Annotated in this window: 18 protein-coding genes and 1 pseudogene; 6 read left to right on the forward strand and 13 right to left on the reverse strand. The window is 66.4% G+C overall.

What is annotated here, in order from left to right; all coding sequences use genetic code 11:
* Positions 1-20: 20 nt before the first annotated feature.
* The 3 genes from ahcY (at position 21) to H681_RS22895 (ending at position 4546) form a co-directional block, all read left to right on the forward strand.
* Positions 21-1430 (forward strand): adenosylhomocysteinase, encoded by a 1410-nt coding sequence (gene ahcY, locus H681_RS22885; protein WP_015479273.1) that lies wholly within the window; start codon positions 21-23, stop codon positions 1428-1430.
* A gap of 97 nt (positions 1431-1527) precedes the next feature.
* Positions 1528-2373 carry a methylenetetrahydrofolate reductase [NAD(P)H] gene (gene metF / locus H681_RS22890; protein ID WP_015479274.1) on the forward strand — a complete coding sequence of 282 codons (846 nt, stop codon included), beginning with the start codon at positions 1528-1530 and terminating at the stop codon, positions 2371-2373.
* Between the two features lie 154 nt (positions 2374-2527).
* Positions 2528-4546 (forward strand): DEAD/DEAH box helicase, encoded by a 2019-nt coding sequence (locus tag H681_RS22895; protein ID WP_015479275.1) that lies wholly within the window; start codon positions 2528-2530, stop codon positions 4544-4546.
* Between the two features lie 241 nt (positions 4547-4787).
* Here the strand turns inward: H681_RS22895 and H681_RS22900 are convergent, their stop codons facing one another.
* From H681_RS22900 to pip, 7 genes are all read right to left on the reverse strand, one after another.
* Complete coding sequence (locus H681_RS22900; RefSeq protein ID WP_015479276.1) at positions 4788-5522, reverse strand: amino acid ABC transporter ATP-binding protein; 735 nt, start codon at positions 5520-5522, stop codon at positions 4788-4790.
* On the reverse strand, positions 5515-6477 hold the full coding sequence (locus H681_RS22905; RefSeq protein WP_015479277.1) for an amino acid ABC transporter permease: 963 nt from the start codon (positions 6475-6477) through the stop codon (positions 5515-5517). Before H681_RS22905 ends, H681_RS22900 begins: the two co-directional genes overlap by 8 nt.
* A gap of 72 nt (positions 6478-6549) precedes the next feature.
* Entirely contained in the window at positions 6550-7347 is a 798-nt protein-coding gene (locus H681_RS22910; protein WP_015479278.1) for a transporter substrate-binding domain-containing protein, read from the reverse strand.
* A 237-nt stretch (positions 7348-7584) separates the two neighbouring features.
* A complete protein-coding gene (gene mdoH / locus H681_RS22915; RefSeq protein WP_015479279.1) occupies positions 7585-10158 on the reverse strand; it encodes a glucans biosynthesis glucosyltransferase MdoH in 2574 nt (857 codons plus the stop codon).
* A complete protein-coding gene (locus H681_RS22920) occupies positions 10151-11713 on the reverse strand; it encodes a glucan biosynthesis protein G (protein WP_015479280.1) in 1563 nt (520 codons plus the stop codon). Before H681_RS22920 ends, mdoH begins: the two co-directional genes overlap by 8 nt.
* 201 nt (positions 11714-11914) lie before the next feature.
* Positions 11915-12352, reverse strand: a complete 438-nt coding sequence (gene dtd / locus H681_RS22925; protein ID WP_015479281.1) for a D-aminoacyl-tRNA deacylase — start codon at positions 12350-12352, stop codon at positions 11915-11917.
* Positions 12349-13320, reverse strand: a complete 972-nt coding sequence (gene pip, locus H681_RS22930; protein WP_015479282.1) for a prolyl aminopeptidase — start codon at positions 13318-13320, stop codon at positions 12349-12351. The genes dtd and pip overlap by 4 nt, the downstream gene beginning before the upstream one ends.
* Before the next feature lie 180 nt (positions 13321-13500).
* On the opposite strand from pip, the gene H681_RS22935 reads away from it, so the two are divergent.
* Positions 13501-13929 carry a hypothetical protein gene (locus H681_RS22935; protein ID WP_015479283.1) on the forward strand — a complete coding sequence of 143 codons (429 nt, stop codon included), beginning with the start codon at positions 13501-13503 and terminating at the stop codon, positions 13927-13929.
* Complete coding sequence (locus tag H681_RS22940) at positions 13926-14402, forward strand: NUDIX domain-containing protein (protein WP_015479284.1); 477 nt, start codon at positions 13926-13928, stop codon at positions 14400-14402. Before H681_RS22935 ends, H681_RS22940 begins: the two co-directional genes overlap by 4 nt.
* 5 nt (positions 14403-14407) lie before the next feature.
* On the opposite strand, the gene H681_RS22945 is transcribed toward H681_RS22940, so the two are convergent.
* Genes H681_RS22945 through H681_RS22955 form a run of 3 tightly spaced genes read right to left on the reverse strand, consistent with a single transcriptional unit; the run spans position 14408 to position 16987 of the window.
* On the reverse strand, positions 14408-15307 hold the full coding sequence (locus H681_RS22945; RefSeq protein WP_041712229.1) for a transporter substrate-binding domain-containing protein: 900 nt from the start codon (positions 15305-15307) through the stop codon (positions 14408-14410).
* A gap of 46 nt (positions 15308-15353) precedes the next feature.
* Positions 15354-15704: a RidA family protein gene (locus H681_RS22950; RefSeq protein WP_015479286.1), complete on the reverse strand. Its 351-nt coding sequence runs from the start codon at positions 15702-15704 to the stop codon at positions 15354-15356.
* A gap of 26 nt (positions 15705-15730) precedes the next feature.
* Positions 15731-16987, reverse strand: coding sequence for a D-amino acid dehydrogenase (locus H681_RS22955; protein WP_015479287.1), 1257 nt, complete (start codon positions 16985-16987; stop codon positions 15731-15733).
* Positions 16988-17050: 63 nt separating this feature from the next.
* Here H681_RS22955 and H681_RS22960 point away from each other — a divergent pair.
* Positions 17051-18020 (forward strand): annotated as a pseudogene (locus H681_RS22960) (LysR family transcriptional regulator).
* Positions 18021-18118: 98 nt separating this feature from the next.
* Here the strand turns inward: H681_RS22960 and hutG are convergent.
* The 3 genes from hutG to hutH form a co-directional block, all read right to left on the reverse strand.
* A complete protein-coding gene (hutG, locus tag H681_RS22965; protein WP_015479289.1) occupies positions 18119-18922 on the reverse strand; it encodes an N-formylglutamate deformylase in 804 nt (267 codons plus the stop codon).
* A 132-nt stretch (positions 18923-19054) separates the two neighbouring features.
* Positions 19055-20251: an imidazolonepropionase gene (hutI, locus tag H681_RS22970; RefSeq protein WP_015479290.1), complete on the reverse strand. Its 1197-nt coding sequence runs from the start codon at positions 20249-20251 to the stop codon at positions 19055-19057.
* On the reverse strand, positions 20248-21780 hold the full coding sequence (hutH, locus tag H681_RS22975; RefSeq protein WP_015479291.1) for a histidine ammonia-lyase: 1533 nt from the start codon (positions 21778-21780) through the stop codon (positions 20248-20250). The genes hutI and hutH overlap by 4 nt, the downstream gene beginning before the upstream one ends.
* Positions 21781-21828 lie beyond the last annotated feature (48 nt).

The following is a 21828-nucleotide window of genomic DNA, read 5'->3' on the forward strand; positions in this document are numbered from 1 at the left end:
AAACGAATGGAGAACTCTTCATGAGCGCTGTCATGACGCCTGCCGGTTTCACCGACTTCAAAGTCGCCGACATTTCCCTGGCCGCCTGGGGCCGTCGCGAGCTGATCATCGCCGAGTCCGAAATGCCGGCTCTGATGGGCCTGCGCTGCAAGTACGCCGCCAGCCAGCCGCTGAAAGGCGCGAAGATCCTCGGCTGCATCCACATGACCATCCAGACCGGCGTGCTGATCGAGACCCTCACCGCGCTGGGCGCCGAAGTGCGCTGGTCGTCCTGCAACATCTTCTCCACCCAGGACCAGGCCGCCGCCGCCATCGCCGCCGCCGGTATCCCGGTCTTCGCCTGGAAGGGCGAGACCGAGCAGGAGTACGAGTGGTGCATCGAGCAGACCATCCTGAAAGATGGCCAGCCGTGGGACGCCAACATGGTGCTGGACGACGGCGGTGACCTGACCGAGATCCTGCACAAGAAATACCCGCAGATGCTCGAGCGCATCCACGGCGTCACCGAAGAGACCACCACCGGCGTGCACCGCCTGCTCGACATGCTCAAGGCCGGCACCCTGAAAGTCCCGGCGATCAACGTCAACGACGCCGTGACCAAGAGCAAGAACGACAACAAGTACGGCTGCCGTCACAGCCTGAACGACGCCATCAAGCGCGGCACCGACCACCTGCTGTCGGGCAAGCAGGCCCTGGTGATCGGCTACGGCGACGTGGGCAAGGGCTCCGCCCAGTCCCTGCGCCAGGAAGGCATGATCGTGAAGGTTTCCGAAGTCGACCCGATCTGCGCCATGCAGGCCTGCATGGACGGCTTCGAGCTGGTCTCCCCGTACAAGAACGGCCTGAACGACGGCACCGAAGCCAGCGTTGACGCCGCCCTGCTGGGCAGGATCGACCTGATCGTCACCACCACCGGCAACGTCAACGTCTGCGACGCCGGCATGCTGAAAGCGCTGAAGAAGCGCGCCGTGGTGTGCAACATCGGTCACTTCGACAACGAGATCGACACCGCCTTCATGCGCAAGAACTGGGCCTGGGAAGAGGTCAAGCCGCAGGTGCACAAGATCCACCGCACCGGCGCCGGCGACTTCGATCCGGCCAACGACGACTACCTGATCCTGCTGGCCGAAGGCCGCCTGGTGAACCTGGGCAACGCCACCGGCCACCCAAGCCGCATCATGGACGGCTCCTTCGCCAACCAGGTGCTGGCGCAGATCTTCCTGTTCGAGCAGAAGTACGCCGACCTCTCCGCCGAGAAGAAAGCCCAGCGCCTGACCGTCGAAGTACTGCCCAAGAAGCTCGACGAGGAAGTCGCCCTGGAGATGGTCAAGGGCTTCGGTGGCGTCGTCACCCAGCTGACCAAGCAGCAGGCCGATTACATCGGCGTGACCGTGGAAGGCCCGTTCAAGCCGGACACCTACCGTTACTAACAGCAGCTGCAAGCGATAAGCCGCAAGCTGCAAGCCAGGTCGCTCCTGCTTGCAGCTTGGAGCTTGCAGCTTGAAGCTGAGAAGAGAACCTTCTCCTATGTCCCAAGAACGCCGTTTCAGCTTCGAGTTCTTCCCCGCCAAGACCGAAGCCGGCCATGAAAAACTGCTGGCCACCGCGCGCCAGCTGGCCACGTACAAGCCCGACTTTTTCTCCTGCACCTACGGAGCCGGCGGCTCGACCCGCGACCGCACCCTGACCACCGTGCTGCAGCTCGACGGCGACGTGCAGGTACCCACCGCCCCGCACCTGTCCTGCGTCGGCGACACCAAGGCCGAACTGCGCGCCCTGCTCGCCCACTACAAGGACGCCGGCATCCGCCGCATCGTCGCCCTGCGCGGCGACCTGCCCTCGGGCATGGGCATGGCCAGCGGCGAGCTGCGCTACGCCAACGAACTGGTGGAATTCATCCGCGCCGAAACCGGCGATCACTTCCACATCGAAGTTGCCGCCTATCCGGAAGTTCACCCGCAGGCGCGTAATTTCGAGGATGATCTGGCGAATTTCGTGCGCAAGGTCAAAGCCGGCGCCGACTCTGCCATCACACAATACTTCTTCAACGCCGACAGCTACTTCCATTTTGTCGAGCGTGCGGAGAAACTCGGTGTCAGCATTCCGGTCGTACCGGGTATCATGCCGATCACCAACTACACCAAACTGGCCCGCTTCTCCGACGCCTGTGGCGCGGAAATCCCCCGCTGGATTCGCAAGCAGCTGGAAGCCTACGGCGACGACATCGCCAGCATCCAGGCCTTTGGTGAGCAGGTCATCACCGAAATGTGCGAACGCCTCCTCGAAGGCGGCGCACCCGGTCTGCATTTCTACACCCTGAACCAGGCTGAACCCAGCCTGGCGCTCTGGAACAACCTCAAGCTCCCCCGCTGAGGATCATTGCTCCGGGCTTACCGTCCGCGATCCCGGCCAGCGCAACGCCGGCGTATCGTGGACGGGGTGCTTCCAGCCACCGGCTGAGCGCTCGCCCCGAGCTTGAAATCACGCGCCCTTGAGCCGGCAGGTCGCCGGCCTACAGGAACCCCGCATGTCCTTTTCCTCCCTCGGTCTCTCCGAGGCCCTGGCTGGCGCCGTTGAAGCCGCCGGCTACGCGCGCCCCACCCCCGTCCAGGAACGCGCCATCCCCGCCGTGCTCCAGGGCCGCGACCTGATGGTTGCCGCCCAGACCGGCACCGGCAAGACCGGCGGCTTCGCCCTCCCGGTGCTCGAGCGCCTGTTTCCCGAAGGCCACCCCGACCGCGAACACCGCCACGGCCCGCGCCAGGCGCGCGTGCTGGTACTGACCCCGACTCGCGAACTGGCCGCCCAGGTGCATGACAGCTTCAAGGTCTACGCCCGCGACCTGCCCCTGAAAAGCGCCTGCATCTTCGGCGGCGTCGGCATGAATCCCCAGGTCCAGGCCATGTCCAAGGGCGTCGATGTCCTGGTCGCCTGCCCCGGCCGCCTGCTCGATCTGATCGGTCAGGGCAGCGTCGACCTGTCCCGCGTGGAAATCCTCGTCCTCGACGAAGCCGACCGCATGCTCGACATGGGCTTCATCCACGACGTCAAGAAGGTCCTCGCCAAGCTGCCGGCCAAGCGCCAGAACCTGCTGTTCTCGGCGACCTTCTCGAAAGACATCATCGACCTCACCAACAAGCTCCTGCACAACCCGGAGCGCATCGAGGTCACCCCGCCGAACACCACCGTCGAACGCATCGAACAGCGCGTGTTCCGCATCCCCGCCGTACAGAAGCGCGTCCTGCTGGCGCACCTGGTGACCGTGGGCGCCTGGGAACAGGTGCTGGTGTTCACCCGCACCAAGCACGGCGCCAACCGCCTCGCCGAGTACCTCTCCAAGCACGGCCTGCCGGCCGCCGCGATCCACGGCAACAAGAGCCAGAACGCGCGCACCAAGGCCCTGGCCGACTTCAAGGCCAACGACGTGCGCATCCTGGTCGCCACCGACATCGCCGCCCGCGGCCTGGACATCGACCAGTTGCCCCACGTGGTCAACTATGAACTGCCCAACGTCGAGGAAGACTACGTCCACCGCATCGGTCGTACCGGCCGCGCCGGGCGTAGCGGTGAAGCCATCTCGCTGGTGGCTCCGGACGAGGACAAGCTGCTCAAGGCCATCGAACGCCTGACCAAGCAGCGCATCCCCGACGGCGACATGCAGGGCTTCGACCCTGACGCCGTGCTGCCGGAAGTCCAGCAGCCCGAGCCGAAGGAGGCGCCGCAGCGCCAGCCGCGCAAGGACAAGGCCAAGCGGGGCGAGCGCAAGGAGCGCACCAGGGACAAACCCCAGCAGCCGCAGGCCGAAGAGCAACACAACGCCGCTCCTGCCGCAGTCGAAGCCGCCGAAGGCGACAAGCCGGCCGGCAAGCGCCGCCGCCGTGGCGGCCGGGGCAAGAAGAAAGGTGATGGCCAGGGCGGCGATGCCCAGCCCAATGCCAACGCCCAACCGCGCCAACAGAGCCAGGGCCGCCAGCAGCAACAGCCCAAGCAGCAGGCGCGCGCACCGAAGGTCGATCCGGATCGCGATCCGGAAGAGTTCCTCGACGACGATTTCGACAACTTCGGCAATCGCGCCGACTACGTCAGCCCGTTCCCGGACAAGGACCAACCGCGCGGCCAGCGTCGCCGTAGCGGCCAAGGCCAAGGCCAAGGACAGAGCCAGGGGCAAGGCCAACAGCAGCGCAGCCGTGGTCAGGGCGGCGGTCAGGGTCAGGGCCAAAGCCAGAACCGTGGCCAGGGGCAGGGGCAAGGCCAGGGCAAGGCTGCCAAGAAGCCCGGCGGCGCTCGCGGCCAGGGCCAGGGTGGCAGCCAGGGCAAGCAGGGCCAGCGCAAGCGCGGCGGCAAGGCACCGGCCTCGCGCATGAACGATGCCCCGCTGCGCGAGCCGAGCGAATACGGCGCCGCCAAGCCGACCCGTCAGCCGGTGGTGATCAACAAGCGCGACCTGCTCCGCACCGACCGCTTCCCTACCGCCGAGCAGTTGGAAGAACTGGAACCGCGCCGCAAGACCGAGCGTCCGGCGCTGCTGACCCGCAATCGCGAGTGATGCTGTAGAAGAAACCGCCCTCCGGGGCGGTTTCTTTTTGCCCGCTCGATGGCACACAACGCCGCCGTCGCGTCGTCATTGCTTTTCGTAGGAGCGAGGGGACGCCTAGTTCTTGCTCGCGAACAACTTCGCAGCGGGGGCTAGTTCGCGAGCAAGCTCGCTCCTACAAGAGCCGATCCTCCGCCAGCGGGCAGGCACAAAAAAGCCGCCCGAAGGCGGCTTCTTCACCGAGACAGAAGCCTCACAGCACCTGCCGCAGAAAGCTCTGCGCGCGCGCATCCTTCGGCTGGGCGAAGAACTCCGCCGGTGCGGCGTCTTCCAGCAGCTTGCCGTGGTCGAAGAACAGCACGCGATCCGCCACTTCACGGGCGAAGCCCATCTCGTGGGTCACGCAGACCATCGTCATGCCTTCCACGGCCAGGGTCTTCATCACATCCAGCACTTCGCCGACCATTTCCGGGTCGAGCGCCGAGGTGGGTTCGTCGAACAGCATCACCTTCGGCTCCATGCACAGCGCACGGGCAATCGCCACGCGCTGCTGCTGGCCGCCGGAGAGGCGCGACGGGTATTCGTTGGCCTTCTGACCGATGCCGACCTTCTCCAGCAACGCCTTGGCCTTGGCCTCGCGCTCGGCCTTGCCGCGCTTGCGCACGACTTTCTGCGCCAGGCACAGGTTCTCCAGCACAGTCATGTGCGGGAACAGGTTGAAATGCTGGAACACCATGCCGACTTCGCGGCGGTAGGCGTTGATGTCGGTCTTCGGATTGGCGAGGTCGACGCCGTCGATGCTCACCGAGCCGGAGTCGAACTCTTCCAGGCCGTTAAGGCAGCGCAGGAAGGTGGACTTGCCCGAGCCGGACGGCCCGATCACCACCACCACTTCGCCCTTGGCCACGCCGGTGCTGACGTCATCCACCGCGCGCACGACCTGCCCGCGGGTGTCGAAGACCTTGGTCAGGTTACGGACTTCAATCACTTTGGCCGAGCCTCCGCTCCAGGCGCCCCGCAATATGCGACAGCGGCAGGTTGATCACGAGATAGAGCGCGGCAACGCAGAACCAGATCTCGAAGGTGGAGAACGAGGTGGTGATCGCCTCGCGGCCGCTCTTGGTCAGCTCGGTGATGGCGATCACCGAGACCAGCGAGGTGTCCTTCACCAGGCTGATGAACTGCCCGGCCAGCGGCGGCAGCACGCGCTTGAAGGCCTGCGGCAGGATCACGTGGCGCATCGACTGCGCGGCGTTCAGGCCCAGGGAGCGCGCGGCTTCGTCCTGGCCACGGGCGATGGATTGCACGCCGGCGCGGACGATCTCGGCGACGTAGGCGCCGGTGAACAGCGCCAGCGCCGCCACACCAGCGAACTCGCGGGACAGGTTCAGCACGGTGCCGATGAAGAAGTAGAAGATGAAGATCTGCACCAGTAGCGGCGTGCCGCGCACCAGCTCGACGTAGAGGGTCGAGAGATCATGCAGGGTCGGGTTCTTCGACAGGCGGCAGAGACCGGTGAACAGGCCGATGACCAGGCCGAACGCACCGGAGACGAAGGAGATCCACAAGGTGGTCCACAGACCCCAGGCCAGCGGGCCGGCGGCCCAGTGGCGGGTCGAGCCGACCACATCGCCTTCGGCGACATCGTCGTTCTCGGAGAACTGCAGGCTGTCGGCGGCGACGGTCAGCACCTGCTGCTTGCCGTCCTCGTCCACCAGGGTGACGCGGGCGCTGCCGCCCTGGTCCTCGATCTTCTCCACCCGCGAGATGCTCTCCGCGCGCTGCGGCTCTTCGGCCTGGTAGGCGAAGTACTGCGGGACGCGATTCCAGCGCCACTCGTAGGAAATCAGCGAAGTGGAATACCAGAGGGCCAGGCCGATCAGCAGGATGATCAGCCCGGTCAGCCCGTGCCAGGGCCAGGTTGCGCGTTTCGTTCTAGCCACGAATCTCTACCGTGAAAATGCGAACGCGCAGGCCGGGGCCTGCGCGTCGGGAAAACCTGCGTCGGACGTGGATTACTCCATGTCCTTGAGCCAGTCGGTGCTCTTGAACCACTTGTCGTGCAGACGATCGTAGGTGCCGTCTTCGTGGATCTGCTTGAGGAAGTTGTTGATGAAGTTGATCGAGTCGTAATCACCCTTCTTCAGGCCGAAGGCCAGCGGTTCGTAGGTGAACGGCTGGTCCAGGTACACCAGCTTGCCGGCGCCGAACTTGCTGACGGCCACGACGTTGTACGGCGAGTCGTAGATGAAGGCGTCGGCCTTGCCGTTGACCACGTCCATGACCGCTTCGGGCTCGTTGTCGAAGCCGTGGTACTGGGCCTTGGACAGCTGCTTCTTGGCGACGAACTCGCCGGTGGTGCCGATCTTGGAGGTGATGCGGTATTTGGCATCGTTCAGGTCCTTGTAGGACTTGATGGTGCCTTCGAGCTCCTTGCGGATCAGCAGGGTCTGGCCGACCACGATGAAGGGATCGGAGAAGTTCAGGCGCAGGTTGCGTTCCTGGGTCAGGGTCATGCCCGAGCCGATCATGTCGAACTTGTCGGTGAGCAGGGCCGGGATGATGCCGTCGTAGGCGGTGGAAACCAGCTCCAGCTTGACGTTCATGGCCTTGGCCATCGCCTTGAGCAGGTCCACTTCGAAGCCGACGATCTGACCGCGCTTGTTGGTCATCTCGAACGGCATGTAGGTCGGGTCCATGCCCACGCGCAAGGTGCCGCGCTTGGCCGCTTCATCGATGGCGCCGGCCTGTGCCGAAGCCACGCCCACCAGGGCGCAAACGCCCATGACCAGCGATGCCAGGTACTTTTTCATCCCCATACTCCCAAGCAAGTGAAAGGTCTTCTTGTTGTTCCCAGAAATCGAGTCGCACCCGCCTCGCGGCAAGCCAGACGGTATGCCGCGCAGCGGAAGGGTGCGAAGCCTACCCCATGCGCCGGATATCTCAATCTTTTCTGGATAGCTGGCGCAGGGTACCAGCAGCGCCGCACCGGGAAAACAGGGAAACTCGCCAGTCGCCCTCGTCCACGCCGGGACGAGGGCGAACAGGCGTCAGGACTGCGCGGCAGGCAGCGGCATCGGCGCCTGTTCGGCCACCGGCGCCAGCGGTACGGAGGGCGCATGGCTGTCGGCCCGCAGCGATTGCTGCCATTGGCCGATCCACGCCTCCTTGTTGCCCTGCCAGAGCGCCAGGTGCAGGCGCGACAGCGCCACCGGGTCGCTCAGCAGCGCCAGGCGCAGGCCGCCATTCAGTTGCTCGGGGCTGGAGTCCAGCGCCGTCTGCACGCGCTCGGCGCGCATCGCCTCGATGGATCCGGCCTTGCCATGACGGGCCGTGCCCATTGCGCAGGCCAGGGCGTTGAGCACCGGATCCACGGCGGCACGGACGAAGCCGTCCTTCAGCGCCTGCCAGCGGTTCTGGTAGGTGTACTCGTCGGTGGCACGCAGCTCGCGCGGGGTGTCGTATTCCTCGGGGATGAGGAACAGCTTCTCGTCGCGCGAGGCCAGGCCCAGCCTGACCCGGCTGCTGATCACCGAGACCGGGATCGACAGCATCAGGGCGCCGACGATGGGCGACAGCCACCACAGGAAGCGCGGGTTCAGCCAGGCCACCAGCAGCGCCCAGCACAGGCCCAGCAGGGTCTGCAGGCCGTGGCGACGGATCGCCTCGCTCCACGGGGTGTCGTCGTCGTCGCGTTGCGGCGACTTCCACTGGGCTTCCCAGCCGAGGAACGCGGCCAGCACGAAGCGGGTGTGGAAGAGCATGCGCACCGGGGCGAGCAGCACCGAGAAGAACATCTCCAGGAGCATGCTCAGGGTCACCTTGATCACGCCGCCGTAGCCCTTGGCGCCCTTGGCCCAGATCAGCATGACGCTGAGCAGCTTGGGCAGGAACAGCAGGGTCAGGGTGGTGGAGAACAGGGCGATGGCCTTCTCCGGGTGCCACTGCGGCCAGATCGGGAACAGCTGGCGTGGCTCCAGGAAGTACTGCGGTTCCATCAGCTGGTGCACCGCCAGCAACGCGGTGGACAGCACCAGGAAGAAGAACCACAGCGGCGCCGACAGGTAGGACATCACGCCGGTGAGGAACACCGCGCGGTGCACCGGGTGCATGCCCTTGACCAGGAACAGGCGGAAGTTCATCAGGTTGCCGTGGCACCAGCGGCGATCGCGCTTGAGCTCGTCCAGCAGGTTGGGCGGCAATTCCTCGTAGCTGCCTTCCAGGTCGTAGGCGATCCACACGCCCCAGCCGGCGCGGCGCATCAGCGCGGCTTCGACGAAGTCGTGGGAGAGGATCGCCCCGGCGAAGGAACCCTTGCCCGGCAGCGGCGCCAGGGCGCAGTGCTCGATGAAGGGTTTCACCCGGATGATCGCGTTGTGGCCCCAGTAGTGGGATTCGCCCAACTGCCAGAAGTGCAGGCCGGCGGTGAACAGCGGACCGTAGACGCGGGTGGCGAACTGCTGCATGCGCGCGTAGAGGGTGTCCATGCCCGACGCCTTGGGCGCGGTCTGGATGATGCCAGCCTCGGGGTTGGCCTCCATCAGGCGCACCAGCTTGGTCAGGCAGTCGCCGCTCATCACGCTGTCGGCGTCCATGACGACCATGTACTTGTACTGGCCGCCCCAGCGACGGCAGAAGTCGTCGATGTTGCCGCTCTTGCGCTTCACCCGGCGCCGGCGGCGGCGGTAGAAGATGCGGCCGAAGCCCTTGGCCTCGTTGCACAGTTCGATCCAGGCCTTTTCCTCGGCCACCGCGATGTCCGGCTGGTTGGTGTCGCTGAGCACGAAGAAGTCGAAGCGGTCCAGCTCGCCGCTGGCGGCCACCGATTCGTAGGTCGCGCGCAGGCCGGCGAAGACCCGCGGCACGTCCTCGTTGCAGATCGGCATGACGATCGCGGTGCGCGCATCGGCGGCGATCGGCTCGCTGCCGGCGCTGCTACCGGAGATGCGATAGCGATCACGACCGGTGAGCAGCTCCCAGAAGCCCATCAGGGCAGTCCAGAAGCCGGCGGAAACCCAACAGAAGAGGATGGCGAACAGCGTCAGCACGCCGAACTGGATGAGGTAGGGCAGCACCTGTTCCAGGGTCTGCAGCCAGGTCTGGCGATTGATCTCTTCGAGGTCGACGAAGGCCCAGCCCTGGTAGGGCAGGATGCCTTTCATGTAGTAGGTGGCCACGCTGGTCTGGCCGAGCATGAGCAGGACCAGGATGAACCGGCGCAGCGAGCCGACCCGCTGCCAGCGCGCCTTGGGCAGGTCACGGGCGGGCCTGGACGGGTTGCTGCGGCCGGTCAGGCGGCGCCAGCCGCGCATGATCGGGTTGGTGCGCCAGGGCTCGGGGATGACCTTGGTACGCTGGATCGGCGGCGCGGCCTTGAGGTAGGTGCGGCCATTATCGTCCATGCCCAGCATCCGGGCATCGTCCAGCTCCTGGCCGTAGCCGTGGCGCAGGCGCGCGCCGACCGAGGCCAGCGCGACATCTTCGCCCTGGGAATCGCCAGCGAGCTGCTCGTGCAGCTCGCTGAAGGAACCGGCCCGGGCCAGACGCTCACGCTCCACCGCCGAAAGCGGCAGGTGCGCGAGGTAGTCGGCCACCGGCGCGGTGGTAGCGGTGGAGTTATTCATCGGCAGGCAGCTGGTAGCTCCAGGTTTCGGAAATGCTCTGGCCGCCATTCACCAGCGCGGCACGCATTTCCGTCGGCTTCTTCGGATCCTTGACCTTGATCCGCAGGGTCAGACGCCAGCCCTGGGTCACCGGGTTGTAGCGCAGGTTGTTCTCCTTCACCTCGGCGTTGTCATCCGTGCTCACCTGGGTGCTCACCGGCGCATCGCCGGCCAGCGCGCGCAGGGTCGGGCCGACGAAGTCGACGACCAGGGCGACGCTGCCGTCCGGCTGACGGATCAGGTTCTTCTGCTTCACGTCACCGACCGAGCGCAGGGTCTGCATGACCCAGGCGTTTTTCGGGTCGTGCAGGGCGTCTTCGTCCTTGGTCCAGCGCATGCGGTAGGCGAAGTCCAGCGGCTCGCCGTTCTCCGGGCGCTTCTCGGGATTCCAGAAGGCGACGATGTTGTCGTTGGTCTCGTCCGGGGTCGGGATCTCCACCAGCTCGATGGTGCCCTTGCCCCAATCGCCCTGCGGCTCGACCCAGGCGGACGGACGCAGGTCATAGCGGTCGTCGAGGTCTTCGTAGCGGGAGAATTCGCGGCCACGCTGCAGCAGACCGAAGCCACGCGGATTCTCGACGCTGTAGGCGCTGACCGACAGGTGTTTCGGGTTGTTCAGCGGGCGCCAGATCCACTCGTCGTTGCCGGCATGGATCTGCAGGCCGGTGGAATCGTGCAGTTCGGGACGGAAGTTGTGCTCGCCGGACGGCTGGTTGGAGCCGAACAGGAACATGCTGGTCAGCGGCGCCAGGCCCAGCTTGGAAACCTTGTCGCGCAGAAATACGCGGGCCTTCACGTCGACCACGGTGTCATTGCCCGGACGGACGATGAAGCGATAGGCGCCGGTGGCGCGCGGCGAATCCAGCAGGGCGAAGATCACCAGGTGCTTGTCGGCGGGCTTGGGATGCTCGATCCAGAACTCGCGGAAGCGCGGGAACTCCTCGCCGGACGGCAGCGCGGTGTCCAGCGCCAGGCCACGGGCGGAGAGCCCCCACCACTGGTCCTTGCCGATGATGCGGAAGTAGCTGGCACCCAGGAAGGTGGCGATCTCGTCCTGCTTGTCCGGGCTGTTGATCGGATAGAGGATGCGGAAGCCGGCGTAGCCCAGGTCCTTGGTGGCATTGGCGTCGAACTTCAGCGAACCGAAGTCGAAACGCGAGGGATCGTACTTGATCTCCTTGACGCTGGTGGTGGTGACTTCGTTGATCTTCACCGGCGTGTCGAAATGCATGCCCTGATGGTAGAAGCTGATCTTGAAGGGCGTCTTCTCACCAGCCCAGTAAGCCTTCTCGTTGCGGAAGCGGATCTGCTGGTAATCGGCGAATTTCATTTCGCTGAATTCCGATGGCAGGTTGCTGGTGGGTGCGCTGTACTTTTCGCCCGCCAGCGCCTTGGCCTTCTCGGCCACGTCATCGAGATTGAAAGCCCATGCCTGGCCGATGCTCAACGCCATGAGGGCGGAGCCGACCAGTACGCGCAGGAAGCTAAGAGGTTGTTGAACGGAACGGAAAATCACGAGTCCCCCTCGTCCGTGAACATAAAGCTAATAAGGCCGGCAAAAGCGATGCCAAAATGCCGACGATTGAGTTCCGACCCCGGTGAGCCTGAATGATTCCCCGTTTTTTTCGACGGGTACTGAAGGCTCCCGGTGTCCCATTGTTCTAAGTGCATATGCCCTAACCATCATCCCACGGCGTTATGACAAGCTGCCGCGCGTTCAAGCCTCCAGAAGAAAGGTCACCGGCCCGTCATTGACCAGGTGAACCTGCATGTTGGCGCCGAAACGCCCCGTGGCAACCAGGGAATGACGGGCTCGCGCCTGCTCCACGAGTAGATCGAACAACGCGGCGCCCCTTTCGGGAGGCGCCGCGCTGGAAAAGCTCGGCCGCAGCCCCTTGCGGGTATCCGCGGCCAGGGTGAACTGCGAAACCAGCAACAGGCCGCCACCGACATCGCTCAATGAAAGGTTCATTTTACCTTCATCGTCGCCAAACACTCGATAGTTAAGCAGCTTGTGCAATAAACGGTTCACCGAGTCCTCGCTGTCCTGCGGCTCGACCCCCACCAGGACCAGCAGGCCGTGATCGATGGCGCCGACTACTTCGCCCTCGACTTCGACACGGGCACCGCGTACCCGCTGGATCAACCCCTTCATTCAGCCTCCGGCGGGAGGTTCAGCAGACGGCGGCCGATTTCGTTGGTCGCACGCACCAGCGCGTCGGTGATGCCCGGCTCGCTGGCCGCATGACCGGCGTCGCGAACGATCTGCAGTTCGCTGTTGGGCCAGGCCTTGTGCAGCGCCCAGGCGTTGTCCAGCGGGCAGACCACGTCGTAGCGGCCATGCACGATGACACCCGGCAGATGGGCGATCTTGTGCATGTCGCGCAGCAGTTGATCCGTCTCCAGGAAGCCGCCGTTGACGAAGTAGTGGTTCTCGATGCGGGCGATGGACAGCGCGCGATGCGGGTCGGAGAAGCGATCGACCACCGCCGGGTTCGGCCGCAGCGTGGCGGTGCGCCCCTCCCAGGTGGACCAGGCGCGGGCGGCGTGCATCTGGGCGATCTGGTCGGGCCCGGTCAGGCGGCGATGGAAGGCGCTCACCAGGTCGTCCTGCTCGTCCGCCGGGATCGGAGCCAGGTAGTCCTCCCAGTAATCGGGGAACAGGCGGCTCGCGCCTTCCTGGTAGAACCAGCGGATTTCCTGCGGGCGGCACAGGAAGATGCCGCGCACGATCAGCGCCAGCACGCGCTCGGGATGGGCCTGGGCATAGGCCAGCGACAGCGTCGAGCCCCAGGAGCCGCCGAACAGCACCCACTTGTCGATGCCCAGGTGCTCGCGGATGCGCTCGATGTCCTGCACCAGGTGCCAGGTAGTATTGTTCTCCAGACTCGCGTAAGGCGTGGAGCGGCCGCAGCCGCGCTGGTCGAAGGTGACGATGCGGTACAGGTTGGGATCGAAGAAGCGTCGCGACATGGCATCGCAACCGGAACCCGGGCCGCCATGAATGAACAACACCGGCAAGCCGTCGGGCGTGCCGCTTTCATCCACATAGAGGACGTGCGGCGCTTCGACGGCCAGCTCGTGGCGAGCGTAAGGCTTGATTTCCGGATACAAAGATTGCATGGCGCGCTCCTGGGTCAGTGCGTACGGTCGCTCCCGGACCAGTAACCATCCTATGGCCTGTTGGTGACTTGCGGGTAGTCGCGTTGCCGCAGCGCGCGACCCCGTTCAACTCACCAGCCCTCCAAGGTGTCGGGCATGATACTCGGGCCGGAGAAAAACCCATAAAGGAGTTGGTGCGCCATGCCACGGAAGTTGTTTCTTTCCCTGTTGCTGCTGGGCTTCCTGTTGACGGGCTGCGGACGGGACGATCCCCGCGCGCAACTCGATGCCGCCGTCAAGCAATTGCAGGACAACCTGGAAGCCAAGCATAGCGGGGCGGTAATGGAACAGCTGCATGGCGACTTCCGCGCCAACGGCGAGTTCGACCGCGACTGGGCGCGGCGCACCATGACACTGATGTTCCTGCGCCACCAGCAGATCAAGGTGATCGTCCTCTCCAGCGACAGCCAGCTCGACCCGACCTACTCCGGCCGCGGCCAGACCACCGCCCAGGTCGCCCTCACCGGCGCCGAGAATCTGATCCCCGACAGCGCCGCGCACTACGCTGTGAAACTGGAATGGTGGCGCGACGGCTCCGAGTGGAAACTGGCGAGGCTCGACTGGCAATGACTTCCCCCCTGCAACACCGCATTCGCGCCGCCGGCCTGCTGGTACGCGAGGAACACATCCTGCTGGTGCGCCACGAGGTGGCCGGCGAGGAGTACTGGATCCCGCCGGGCGGCGGTTTCGAGTCGAACAAGGACGAATCCACCCGCGACACGGTGCGCCGCGAATGCTTCGAGGAAACCGGCCTCGCCGTGGACGTCGGCCCGCTGGTCTATGTCCGCGAGTTCGCCGAACCGCTGGCCGGGCGCTTCCACATGGAGCTGTTCTACCGCGTGGACGCCTGGGATGGTCGGGTCAGCCTGGACAACCTGCGCGGCCTGGGCGGCGACGAATTCGATATCCGCGAGGTCGCCTGGGTGCCGCGCCAGGAACTGCCGCGCCTGCCCTCCTACTACCCCGCCGAATTGCTCGACGACGTCTGGGAACGTCTGGCCGAGGCGCAGCCGGTAATCCGCCACCTCGGCCTGCAACGCTGACGGCGCTACTGCACCGGTTCGCTGGTGGGCTTGGCGATGATCGCCTGCAGCTCGGCGGTCATCGGAAACTCCAGGTTGAGGTTCTTCGGCGGGATCGGCTGCTCGAACCAGCGCCGATAGATGCCCTTGATCTCGCCCGAGGCGTACAGGTCGGCCAGGGTCTGGTTGACCAGGGCAAGGAACTGCGGGTCGTCCTTGCGCACCATGCAGGCGTAGATTTCCCGCGACTGCGGCTCGCCCACCACCACCCAATGGTGCGGGTCGCGCGCCTTGGCCTTCTCGCCGTAGAGCAGCGCATCGTCCATGTAGAAGGCCACCGCGCGGCCGGACTGCAGCATGAGGAAGGCTTCGCCGTGGTCCTTGGCGCTGACCACGTTCATGTCCAGCTTGTGCTCGGCGTTGTAGGCCTTGAGGTAGCGCTCGTTGGTGGTGCCGGCGGTGGTCACCACGTTCTTGCCCTTGAGGTCGTCGAAGCCCTGGATGCCGCTGTCCTTGGCGGTCAGCAACTGGCCCTTCACGTAGATGAAGCCGTAGGAGAAGGCGACCTGCTTCAGGCGCTCGGCGGTGACGCCGGTGGAGCCGCACTCCAGGTCCACGGTGCCGTTCTGCACCAGCGGGATGCGCGTCTGCGAGGTCACCAGGTTGTACTTCACCTTCAGGTCCGGCTGGTTCAGCTTCTGCTTCACGCGCTCGACCACCTTGCCGGCCAGCTCCACCGAGTACCCCATCGGCTGGCCGCTGTTGTCGCCGAGATAGGAGAACGGCACCGAGGCATCGCGATAACCCAGGGTTATCGTGCCGCGATCAGCCACTTTCTTCAGCGTGCCGTCCAGCGCCTCGTTGGCCTGCGCCAGCGCGCAGACCAGGCTGGACGCCGCCAGCATTCCCAGTGCAAGTCGTTTCATGGATTGCGTGCCTCTCTTGTTGTTGTGAGTCGTATCGAGGTTCTGTTCAGGGCCGCGCGGCGATCACCGTGATTTCCACCAACACCTGCGGCCGCGCGAGCAGCGCCTGCACGGTGGTGCGGGTCGGCGCGCAGCCTGCGGGCAGCCAGGCCGACCAGACGCCGTTCATGGCCTCGAAATCGGCGGCGATGTCCTTCAGGTAGAGGGTTGCGCTGAGAATGTTCGCCTTGTCGGTGCCAGCCTCGTCCAGCAGCGCGTCGATCTTCGCCAGCACCTCGCGGGTCTGGCCCTGGATGTCGGTGGCCTGGCCGGGCACCTGCCCGGAGAGGAACACCAGCGCGCCGAAGACCATAGCGCCGGAGAGGCGTTCATTGGTGGCGATGCGGGTCAGTTGCATGTCGTGTCTCCAAATCGAGAGAGAAATCACCCGGCCAGGCGCTCCGGTGTCAGTCCTTGGGTATCGATAGCGGGGCGGCGTCCGGCGATCTGTTCGGCAATCAGTTGTCCGCTGCCACTGGCCAGGGTGAACCCCAAAGCGCCGTGACCGAGGTTGAGCCACAGGCCGCGCGGCCCGCAGGCACCCACCAGCGGCACGCCGGTGGGCGTGGCCGGGCGCATGCCGGCCCATTCGATGGCGGCGCCGTAGTCGCAAGCATCGGGCAGGGTGTCCATCGCCTGCTGGCGGATCAGCGCCAGGCGCTTGGGCTCCAGACGCGGATCGAAGCCGACGATATCGACCATCGCGGCAATGCGCAGTTGTTCACCGAGGCGCGCATAGACCACCTTGCGGTCGTAGTCGGTGAGGCTCACGTCCGGCGCACGGTCTCCGGCGCGGATCGGCGCGGTCAGGCTGTAGCCCTTGAGCGGATAGAGCGGCAGGCGCGGCCCGCCCGGCAGCAGCGCGGCGCTGCGATAGCCCGCGGCGAGCACGACGTGGTCGGCCTCGAAGCTCTCCACACCAGCCACCCCGCCCGCCTTCACGCCCGCCACGGCGCCGTTACGCAGGATCAGCCGAGAAGCCGGATGGCCATAGACGATGCGACAATGGCCGGACGCCTGGAGCCGCTCGGCCAGCCGCCGGCAGAACAGGAAACAGTCGGCGACCTCCTCGCTCGGCGTATGGATGCCGCCGACGAAGGGCGCGCGCTCCAACGCCGGGTCCAGTTCGCGGCACTGCCGAGCCGAGAGCACGAACTGCGCGGCGGGATCGGAAAGGTTCTGCCGCGCGCTGCGGAAGCTGCCCTCAGCGCGGAAGGCCACCAGCTTGCCGTTGCGCCGCCAGTCGAAGCCGTCCAGCCCGTCTTCGCGCCATCGTGCCAGCGTGGCCTGGCTGAACAGGGCGAGGCGGAGCAGGTGTTTCGCATTGACCTGGTTGACCGAGCGCCGGCAGGCCGCCGTGAACGCCATCAGCCAGCGCCATTGCGCCGGGTCCAGGCGCGGGCGCAGGCGCAGCGGCGAGTCCCCGCGCAGCAACCAGCCCAGCGCCTGCTGCGGCACGCCGGCATCGGCCAGCGGCGCCACATAGCGGTAGGACAACTGGCCGCCGTTGGCGAAGCTGGTTTCCAGCCCGGCCTGGTCCCGCGCTTCCAGCAGGGTCACCTCGAATCCTTCCTGAACCAGCGCATGGGCGGTCGCCAGTCCGACCACGCCCGCGCCGATGATGCAAACCCGCTGTGCCATTGCCACTCCACCACCCAGAGATTCCAGGCCTCGACCTTAGGTCCGGATGACAGGCGGCGGACAATGAATAAAGATGAGCAATCCATAACCTTGGGTTATACACGCGATCCCGGAGCCCCCCATGCGCCTGCGCCATATCGAAGTGTTCCAGGCCATCCGCGAGACCGGTTCGGTCAGCGGAGCCGCACAATTGCTGCACGTCTCCCAGCCGGCGGTGACCAAGGTGCTGCAGCACGCCGAGCAGCAACTGGGCTTCCCGCTGTTCCTGCGCGTGCGCGGCAAGCTGCAGCCAACGCCCGAGGCGCTGGAACTGGAGCGCGAAGTGGCGAAGGTGACCGAGAGCCTGCAGGGCGTGCGGCGCCTGGCGCAAAGCCTGCGCCGCCAGCCGGAGAACCGCCTGCGCGTCGGCGCCACGCCGGCGATGGCGCTGTCGCTGCTGCCGCCGGTGATCCGCGAGTGGACCGACCGCTACCCGCAGAGCAGTTGCGAACTGGCCACCCAGCACTCCCGCGAGCTGCTCCAGAACCTGCTGATGCGCGAGCTCGACCTCGCCCTGACCCTGCAGCAGACCGACCATCCCGGCCTGCGCGTACAACCCATCGCCAGCGGCCCGCTGGTAGCCCTGGCGCCGCACGGACATTGGCCGGAAGAGCGTCTGGGCCAGCCGCTGACGCTGGACGAACTGGCCGGCGAACCCATGATCGGGCTCTCGACTTCCGACCCGCTGTCCGCACGCCTGGAAGGCCATCTGGCGAACGTCGAACCGCCGCCACGCGTGCGCATCGCGGTGCAGACATATGCGCTGGCGCGCACGCTGGTGGAAGCCGGAACCGGATTGGCGCTGGTCGATCCCTTCACCGCGCTGGGCGCCGATGAACAGCTCACCGCGCGGCGCCCGCTGTCGCCACCGGTGAAGGTGACGCTCTACGCCCTGACCCGCAACGACGAAACACCGCCGCACACCCAGGCGTTGCTGCTGGAGATGCTGGTGCGGCACGCCGAGAAGCAACTGGCACAGCACCGTTTCGAATGAAAAGACAGCTCCCTGCCGCACCGGGGAAGCGCCGCCGGGATGCGTGGTCCGACGGCGCCGCACCGACAGTCCCGGCGCAACAGGAAGCTGCGTAAAACTCAGCGGCCGTAGCGCTCGCGGCCCCAGGCGATGAAGGTTTCCAGCATGCGTCGGAGTACCTGTGCGGTGGGCGCCGCCAGATCTTCGCGATAACCGAAGGGCGCGCGTTCACCCATGTAGTTGCACTGCGCGAGCTCCAGCTGCACCGCGTGTACGTTGTCCTGCGGCTGGCCGTAGTGGCGGGTGATGTGCCCGCCCTTGAAGCGGCCGTTGAGGATGTGCCGGTAGGCCGGGGCCTCGGCGCACACCGCGACCAGGCGCTCGGCCAGCTGCGCATCGCAGCTCGCGCCGCTGTTGGTACCGATGTTGAAGTCCGGCAGCTTGCCGTCGAACAGGTGCGGGATCACCGAGGCGATCGAGTGGGCATCCCACAGCAGCGCGTAGCCGAACTCGGCCTTCAGCCGCGCCAGCTCGTCGGCCAGGGTCTGGTGGTACGGCGTCCAGACTTCGGCGAGGTAACGCGCGCGCTCCTCGGCCGACGGCGTCTGGCCGTCCTTGAACAGCGGGCGGCCGTCGAACAGGGTGTCCGGGTAGAGGCCGGTGGTGGCGGTGCTGTACAGCGGCTTGTCGTCGGCCGGGCGGTTGAGGTCGATGACGTAGCGCGAGTAGCCGGCGGCCAGGGTGCTGGCGCCCAGCTCTTCGGCGAAGGCGTAGAGCCGCGGGATGTGCCAGTCGGTGTCGGCCAGCTCGCGGGCCTCGTCCACCAGGCCGTTTTCCACGGCCGGGGTCAGGCGGGTACCGGGGTGCGGCATGCTGATCAGCAGCGGCACGCGGCCGCGCTTGAAGGTCAGTACGTTATCCATGGGGTGATATCTCCAATACGGGCGAGACGTATGCATTGCCTGTAGGAGCGAGGGGGACGCCATCGTTATTGCTCGCGAACGCTCTGGTTCTCGGGCTGTTCGCGAGCAAGCTCGCTCCTACGAAAAGCGACTTCACAGCTCTTGGCCGTGACGAATGACGCGCTTGGGCAGGTCGCCGCCGAGCCAGTAGGCGAGTTCGGCGGGGCGCTGGATGTCCCAGGCGATGAAGTCGGCGACCTTGCCCGCTTCCAGGCTGCCGTGGCTGTCGGCCATGCCCAGCGCCCGCGCGGCATTGAGGGTGACGCCGGCCAGGGCTTCTTCCGGGGTCAGGCGGAAGGCGGTGCAGGCCATGTTCAGCATCAGGCGCAGGGACAGCGCCGGCGAGGTGCCGGGGTTGAGATCGCTGGCGATGGCGATGGCCACGCCGTGCTTGCGCAGGGCGTCCATCGGCGGCAACTGGGTTTCGCGCAGGACGAAGAAGGCGCCCGGCAGCAGCACGGCAACCGTGCCCGCTTCGGCCATGGCGATGGCGTCGCTCTCGTCCATGAATTCCAAGTGGTCGGCGGACAGCGCGCCGTAACGCGCGGCGAGGCTGGAGCCATGCAGCGAGGACAGTTGCTCGGCATGCAGCTTCACCGGCAGGCCCAGCCGCTGGGCAGCCTGGAACACTCGCTCGACCTGCGCCGGGGAGAACGCCAGGTGCTCGCAGAAGGCGTCCACCGCGTCCACCAGCCCCTCTTCGGCCAGCGCCGGGAGGATGTGATTGCAGACCTGCTCGATGTACTCGTCGGCGCGGCCGGCGTAGTCCGGCGGCAGGGCGTGGGCGGACAGGCAGGTGGTGCGCACCGTCACCGGCAGCTCCTGCTCCAGGCGGCGGGCCACGCGCAGCATGCGCCGCTCGCTGTCCAGGTCCAGGCCGTAGCCGGACTTCACCTCCAGCACGGTCACGCCATCGGCCAGCAGCGGGCGGGCGCGCTTGATGGCGCTGGCCAGCAACTCGTCCTCGCTGGCCTCGCGGGTGGCGCGCACGGTGCTGGCGATACCGCCGCCGGCCGCGGCGATCTCGGCATAGCTGACGCCGTTCAGGCGCTGCTCGAACTCGCCGCTGCGGTCGCCACCGAACACCAGGTGGGTATGGCAGTCGATGAAGCCGGGGGTGACCCAGGCGCCGCCCAGATCGGTACTTTGCCGAGGCTGCTCGGGCAACTCGGCGCGCGGGCCGATCCAGGTGATGCGCTCGCCTTCGGTGAGGATCGCGGCGTCCTCGATGATCGCGTAGCGGCCGTCCTTCATGGTCGCCGCGTGGCAGTGCTGCCAGAGGTGTTTCATTGCAGTCTCCCGATGCTCGCGCCGACGCGGTGCAGCGTCGTCGGGTTGGCCAGCAGCTGGGCGGTGCGGTCGATGTCCGGCGCCAGCCAGCGGTCGCTGTCATAGGCCGGCACCTGTTCGCGCAGCAGACTCCAGGCGCAGTCGGTGCCGCTGCCGAAGCGCTGCGGCTTGAGGAATTCGAAGGCCTGGGCGGCCAGCAGGTATTCGATGGCGAGGATACGCCGGCTGTTGTCCAGGGCGCGGCCGAGCTTGAGCGCGGCGCTGGTGCCCAGGCTCAGGTGGTCTTCCTGCAGGCCGGAGGTGACGAAGTTGTCCACCACCGCCGGCTGCGCCAACTGGCGGTTCTCGCCGGCCAGGGAAGCGGCGACGTACTGGGCGATCATCATCCCGGAGTTGACCCCCGGCTGGCTCACCAGGAAGGCCGGCAGGCCGCTGAGCAATGGGTTGACCAGACGATCCAGGCGACGCTCGGAAACCCCACCCAGCTCGGCCACGGCGATCGCCAGCAGGTCGGCGGCCATGGCCACGGATTCGCCGTGGGGATTGGCCTGCGACACCACGCGGTAGTCGTCCGGCGTGCCCAGCACCAGCGGGTTGTCGGTGGCGGAGTTGAGCTCGGTCTCGATCTGCTTCGCAGCGTGCTCCAACTGGTCGCGACAGGCGCCGTGGATCTGCGGCATGGAGCGGATGCTCAGGGCGTCCTGGGTGCGGATGCCGCGGTTCGAGGCGATCACTTCGCTGCCTTCGAGCAGCGCGCGCAGGTTGGCGCCGACCTTCTGCATGCCGGGGTGCGGCTTGAGCGCGATGATCTCCGCGTCGAACGCGTCGATCTGCCCGCGCAGGGCTTCGAAGCTCATGGCGCCGATCACGTCGGCCCACTGCGCGAGGCGGGTCGCCTCGTCGAGGGCGAGACAGCTCAGCCCGGTCATGCACGGCGTACCGTTGACCAGGCAGAGCCCGTCCTTGGCGCCCAGCTGCACCGGCTCCAGGCCTTCGGCGGCCAGGGCGCGGGCAGCGGGAACGACTTCGCCGCGATAGCTCACCTCACCGATACCCAGCAGCGCCACGCCAACGTGGGCCATGTGTGTCAGGTAACCCACCGAGCCCTGAGACGGCACGCGCGGGGTGATACCGTGGTTGAGCAGCGCCAGCAGCGCTTCCACCACGCGACGGTGCAGGCCGGACTTGCCGTGGCTGTAGTTGCCGATGGCAGCGGCGATGATGGCGCGGGTCTGCTCGTCCTTCAGCGGCTCGCCCACGCCGCAGGCATGGCTGAGCAGGGTGTTGCGCGACAGCTGCGCCAGTTGCTCGCCCTGCAGCACCACGTTGCACAGCGCGCCCAGCCCGGTGCTGATGCCATAGGCCCGCTCACCCCGGCTGACGATGCGCTCGACGATACCGTGGGCGTTGTCGATGCGCGCCCAGGCCGCCGTCGACAGTTGCAGGCGCGCGCCGTGGCGCGCCACCGCGACCAGGTCCTGCCAGCGCAGCGGGCCGTTGCCGAAGGTGAGGGTGGAAGAGGACGACATGCGGAACTCCTGTAGGCGGGGAAGCTGCTTCCCCGCCGGCGAATGGCG

The sequence above is a fragment of the Pseudomonas sp. ATCC 13867 genome, assembly GCF_000349845.1.
In the GTDB taxonomy this organism is placed as follows: Bacteria; Pseudomonadota; Gammaproteobacteria; order Pseudomonadales; family Pseudomonadaceae; genus Pseudomonas.

Coding starts and splice junctions, on each gene's coding strand:
- H681_RS22895 (WP_015479275.1), top strand. CDS start 2,528: ATGTCCTTTTCCTCCCTCGGTCTCTCCGAGGCCCTGGCTGGCGCCGTT.
- H681_RS22950 (WP_015479286.1), bottom strand. CDS start 15,704: ATGCAACTGACCCGCATCGCCACCAATGAACGCCTCTCCGGCGCTATG.
- H681_RS22945 (WP_041712229.1), bottom strand. CDS start 15,307: ATGAAACGACTTGCACTGGGAATGCTGGCGGCGTCCAGCCTGGTCTGC.
- metF (WP_015479274.1), top strand. CDS start 1,528: ATGTCCCAAGAACGCCGTTTCAGCTTCGAGTTCTTCCCCGCCAAGACC.
- hutH (WP_015479291.1), bottom strand. CDS start 21,780: ATGTCGTCCTCTTCCACCCTCACCTTCGGCAACGGCCCGCTGCGCTGG.
- H681_RS22910 (WP_015479278.1), bottom strand. CDS start 7,347: ATGAAAAAGTACCTGGCATCGCTGGTCATGGGCGTTTGCGCCCTGGTG.
- pip (WP_015479282.1), bottom strand. CDS start 13,320: ATGCAATCTTTGTATCCGGAAATCAAGCCTTACGCTCGCCACGAGCTG.
- H681_RS22955 (WP_015479287.1), bottom strand. CDS start 16,987: ATGGCACAGCGGGTTTGCATCATCGGCGCGGGCGTGGTCGGACTGGCG.
- hutI (WP_015479290.1), bottom strand. CDS start 20,251: ATGAAACACCTCTGGCAGCACTGCCACGCGGCGACCATGAAGGACGGC.
- dtd (WP_015479281.1), bottom strand. CDS start 12,352: ATGAAGGGGTTGATCCAGCGGGTACGCGGTGCCCGTGTCGAAGTCGAG.
- ahcY (WP_015479273.1), top strand. CDS start 21: ATGAGCGCTGTCATGACGCCTGCCGGTTTCACCGACTTCAAAGTCGCC.
- H681_RS22940 (WP_015479284.1), top strand. CDS start 13,926: ATGACTTCCCCCCTGCAACACCGCATTCGCGCCGCCGGCCTGCTGGTA.
- H681_RS22935 (WP_015479283.1), top strand. CDS start 13,501: ATGCCACGGAAGTTGTTTCTTTCCCTGTTGCTGCTGGGCTTCCTGTTG.
- hutG (WP_015479289.1), bottom strand. CDS start 18,922: ATGGATAACGTACTGACCTTCAAGCGCGGCCGCGTGCCGCTGCTGATC.
- mdoH (WP_015479279.1), bottom strand. CDS start 10,158: ATGAATAACTCCACCGCTACCACCGCGCCGGTGGCCGACTACCTCGCG.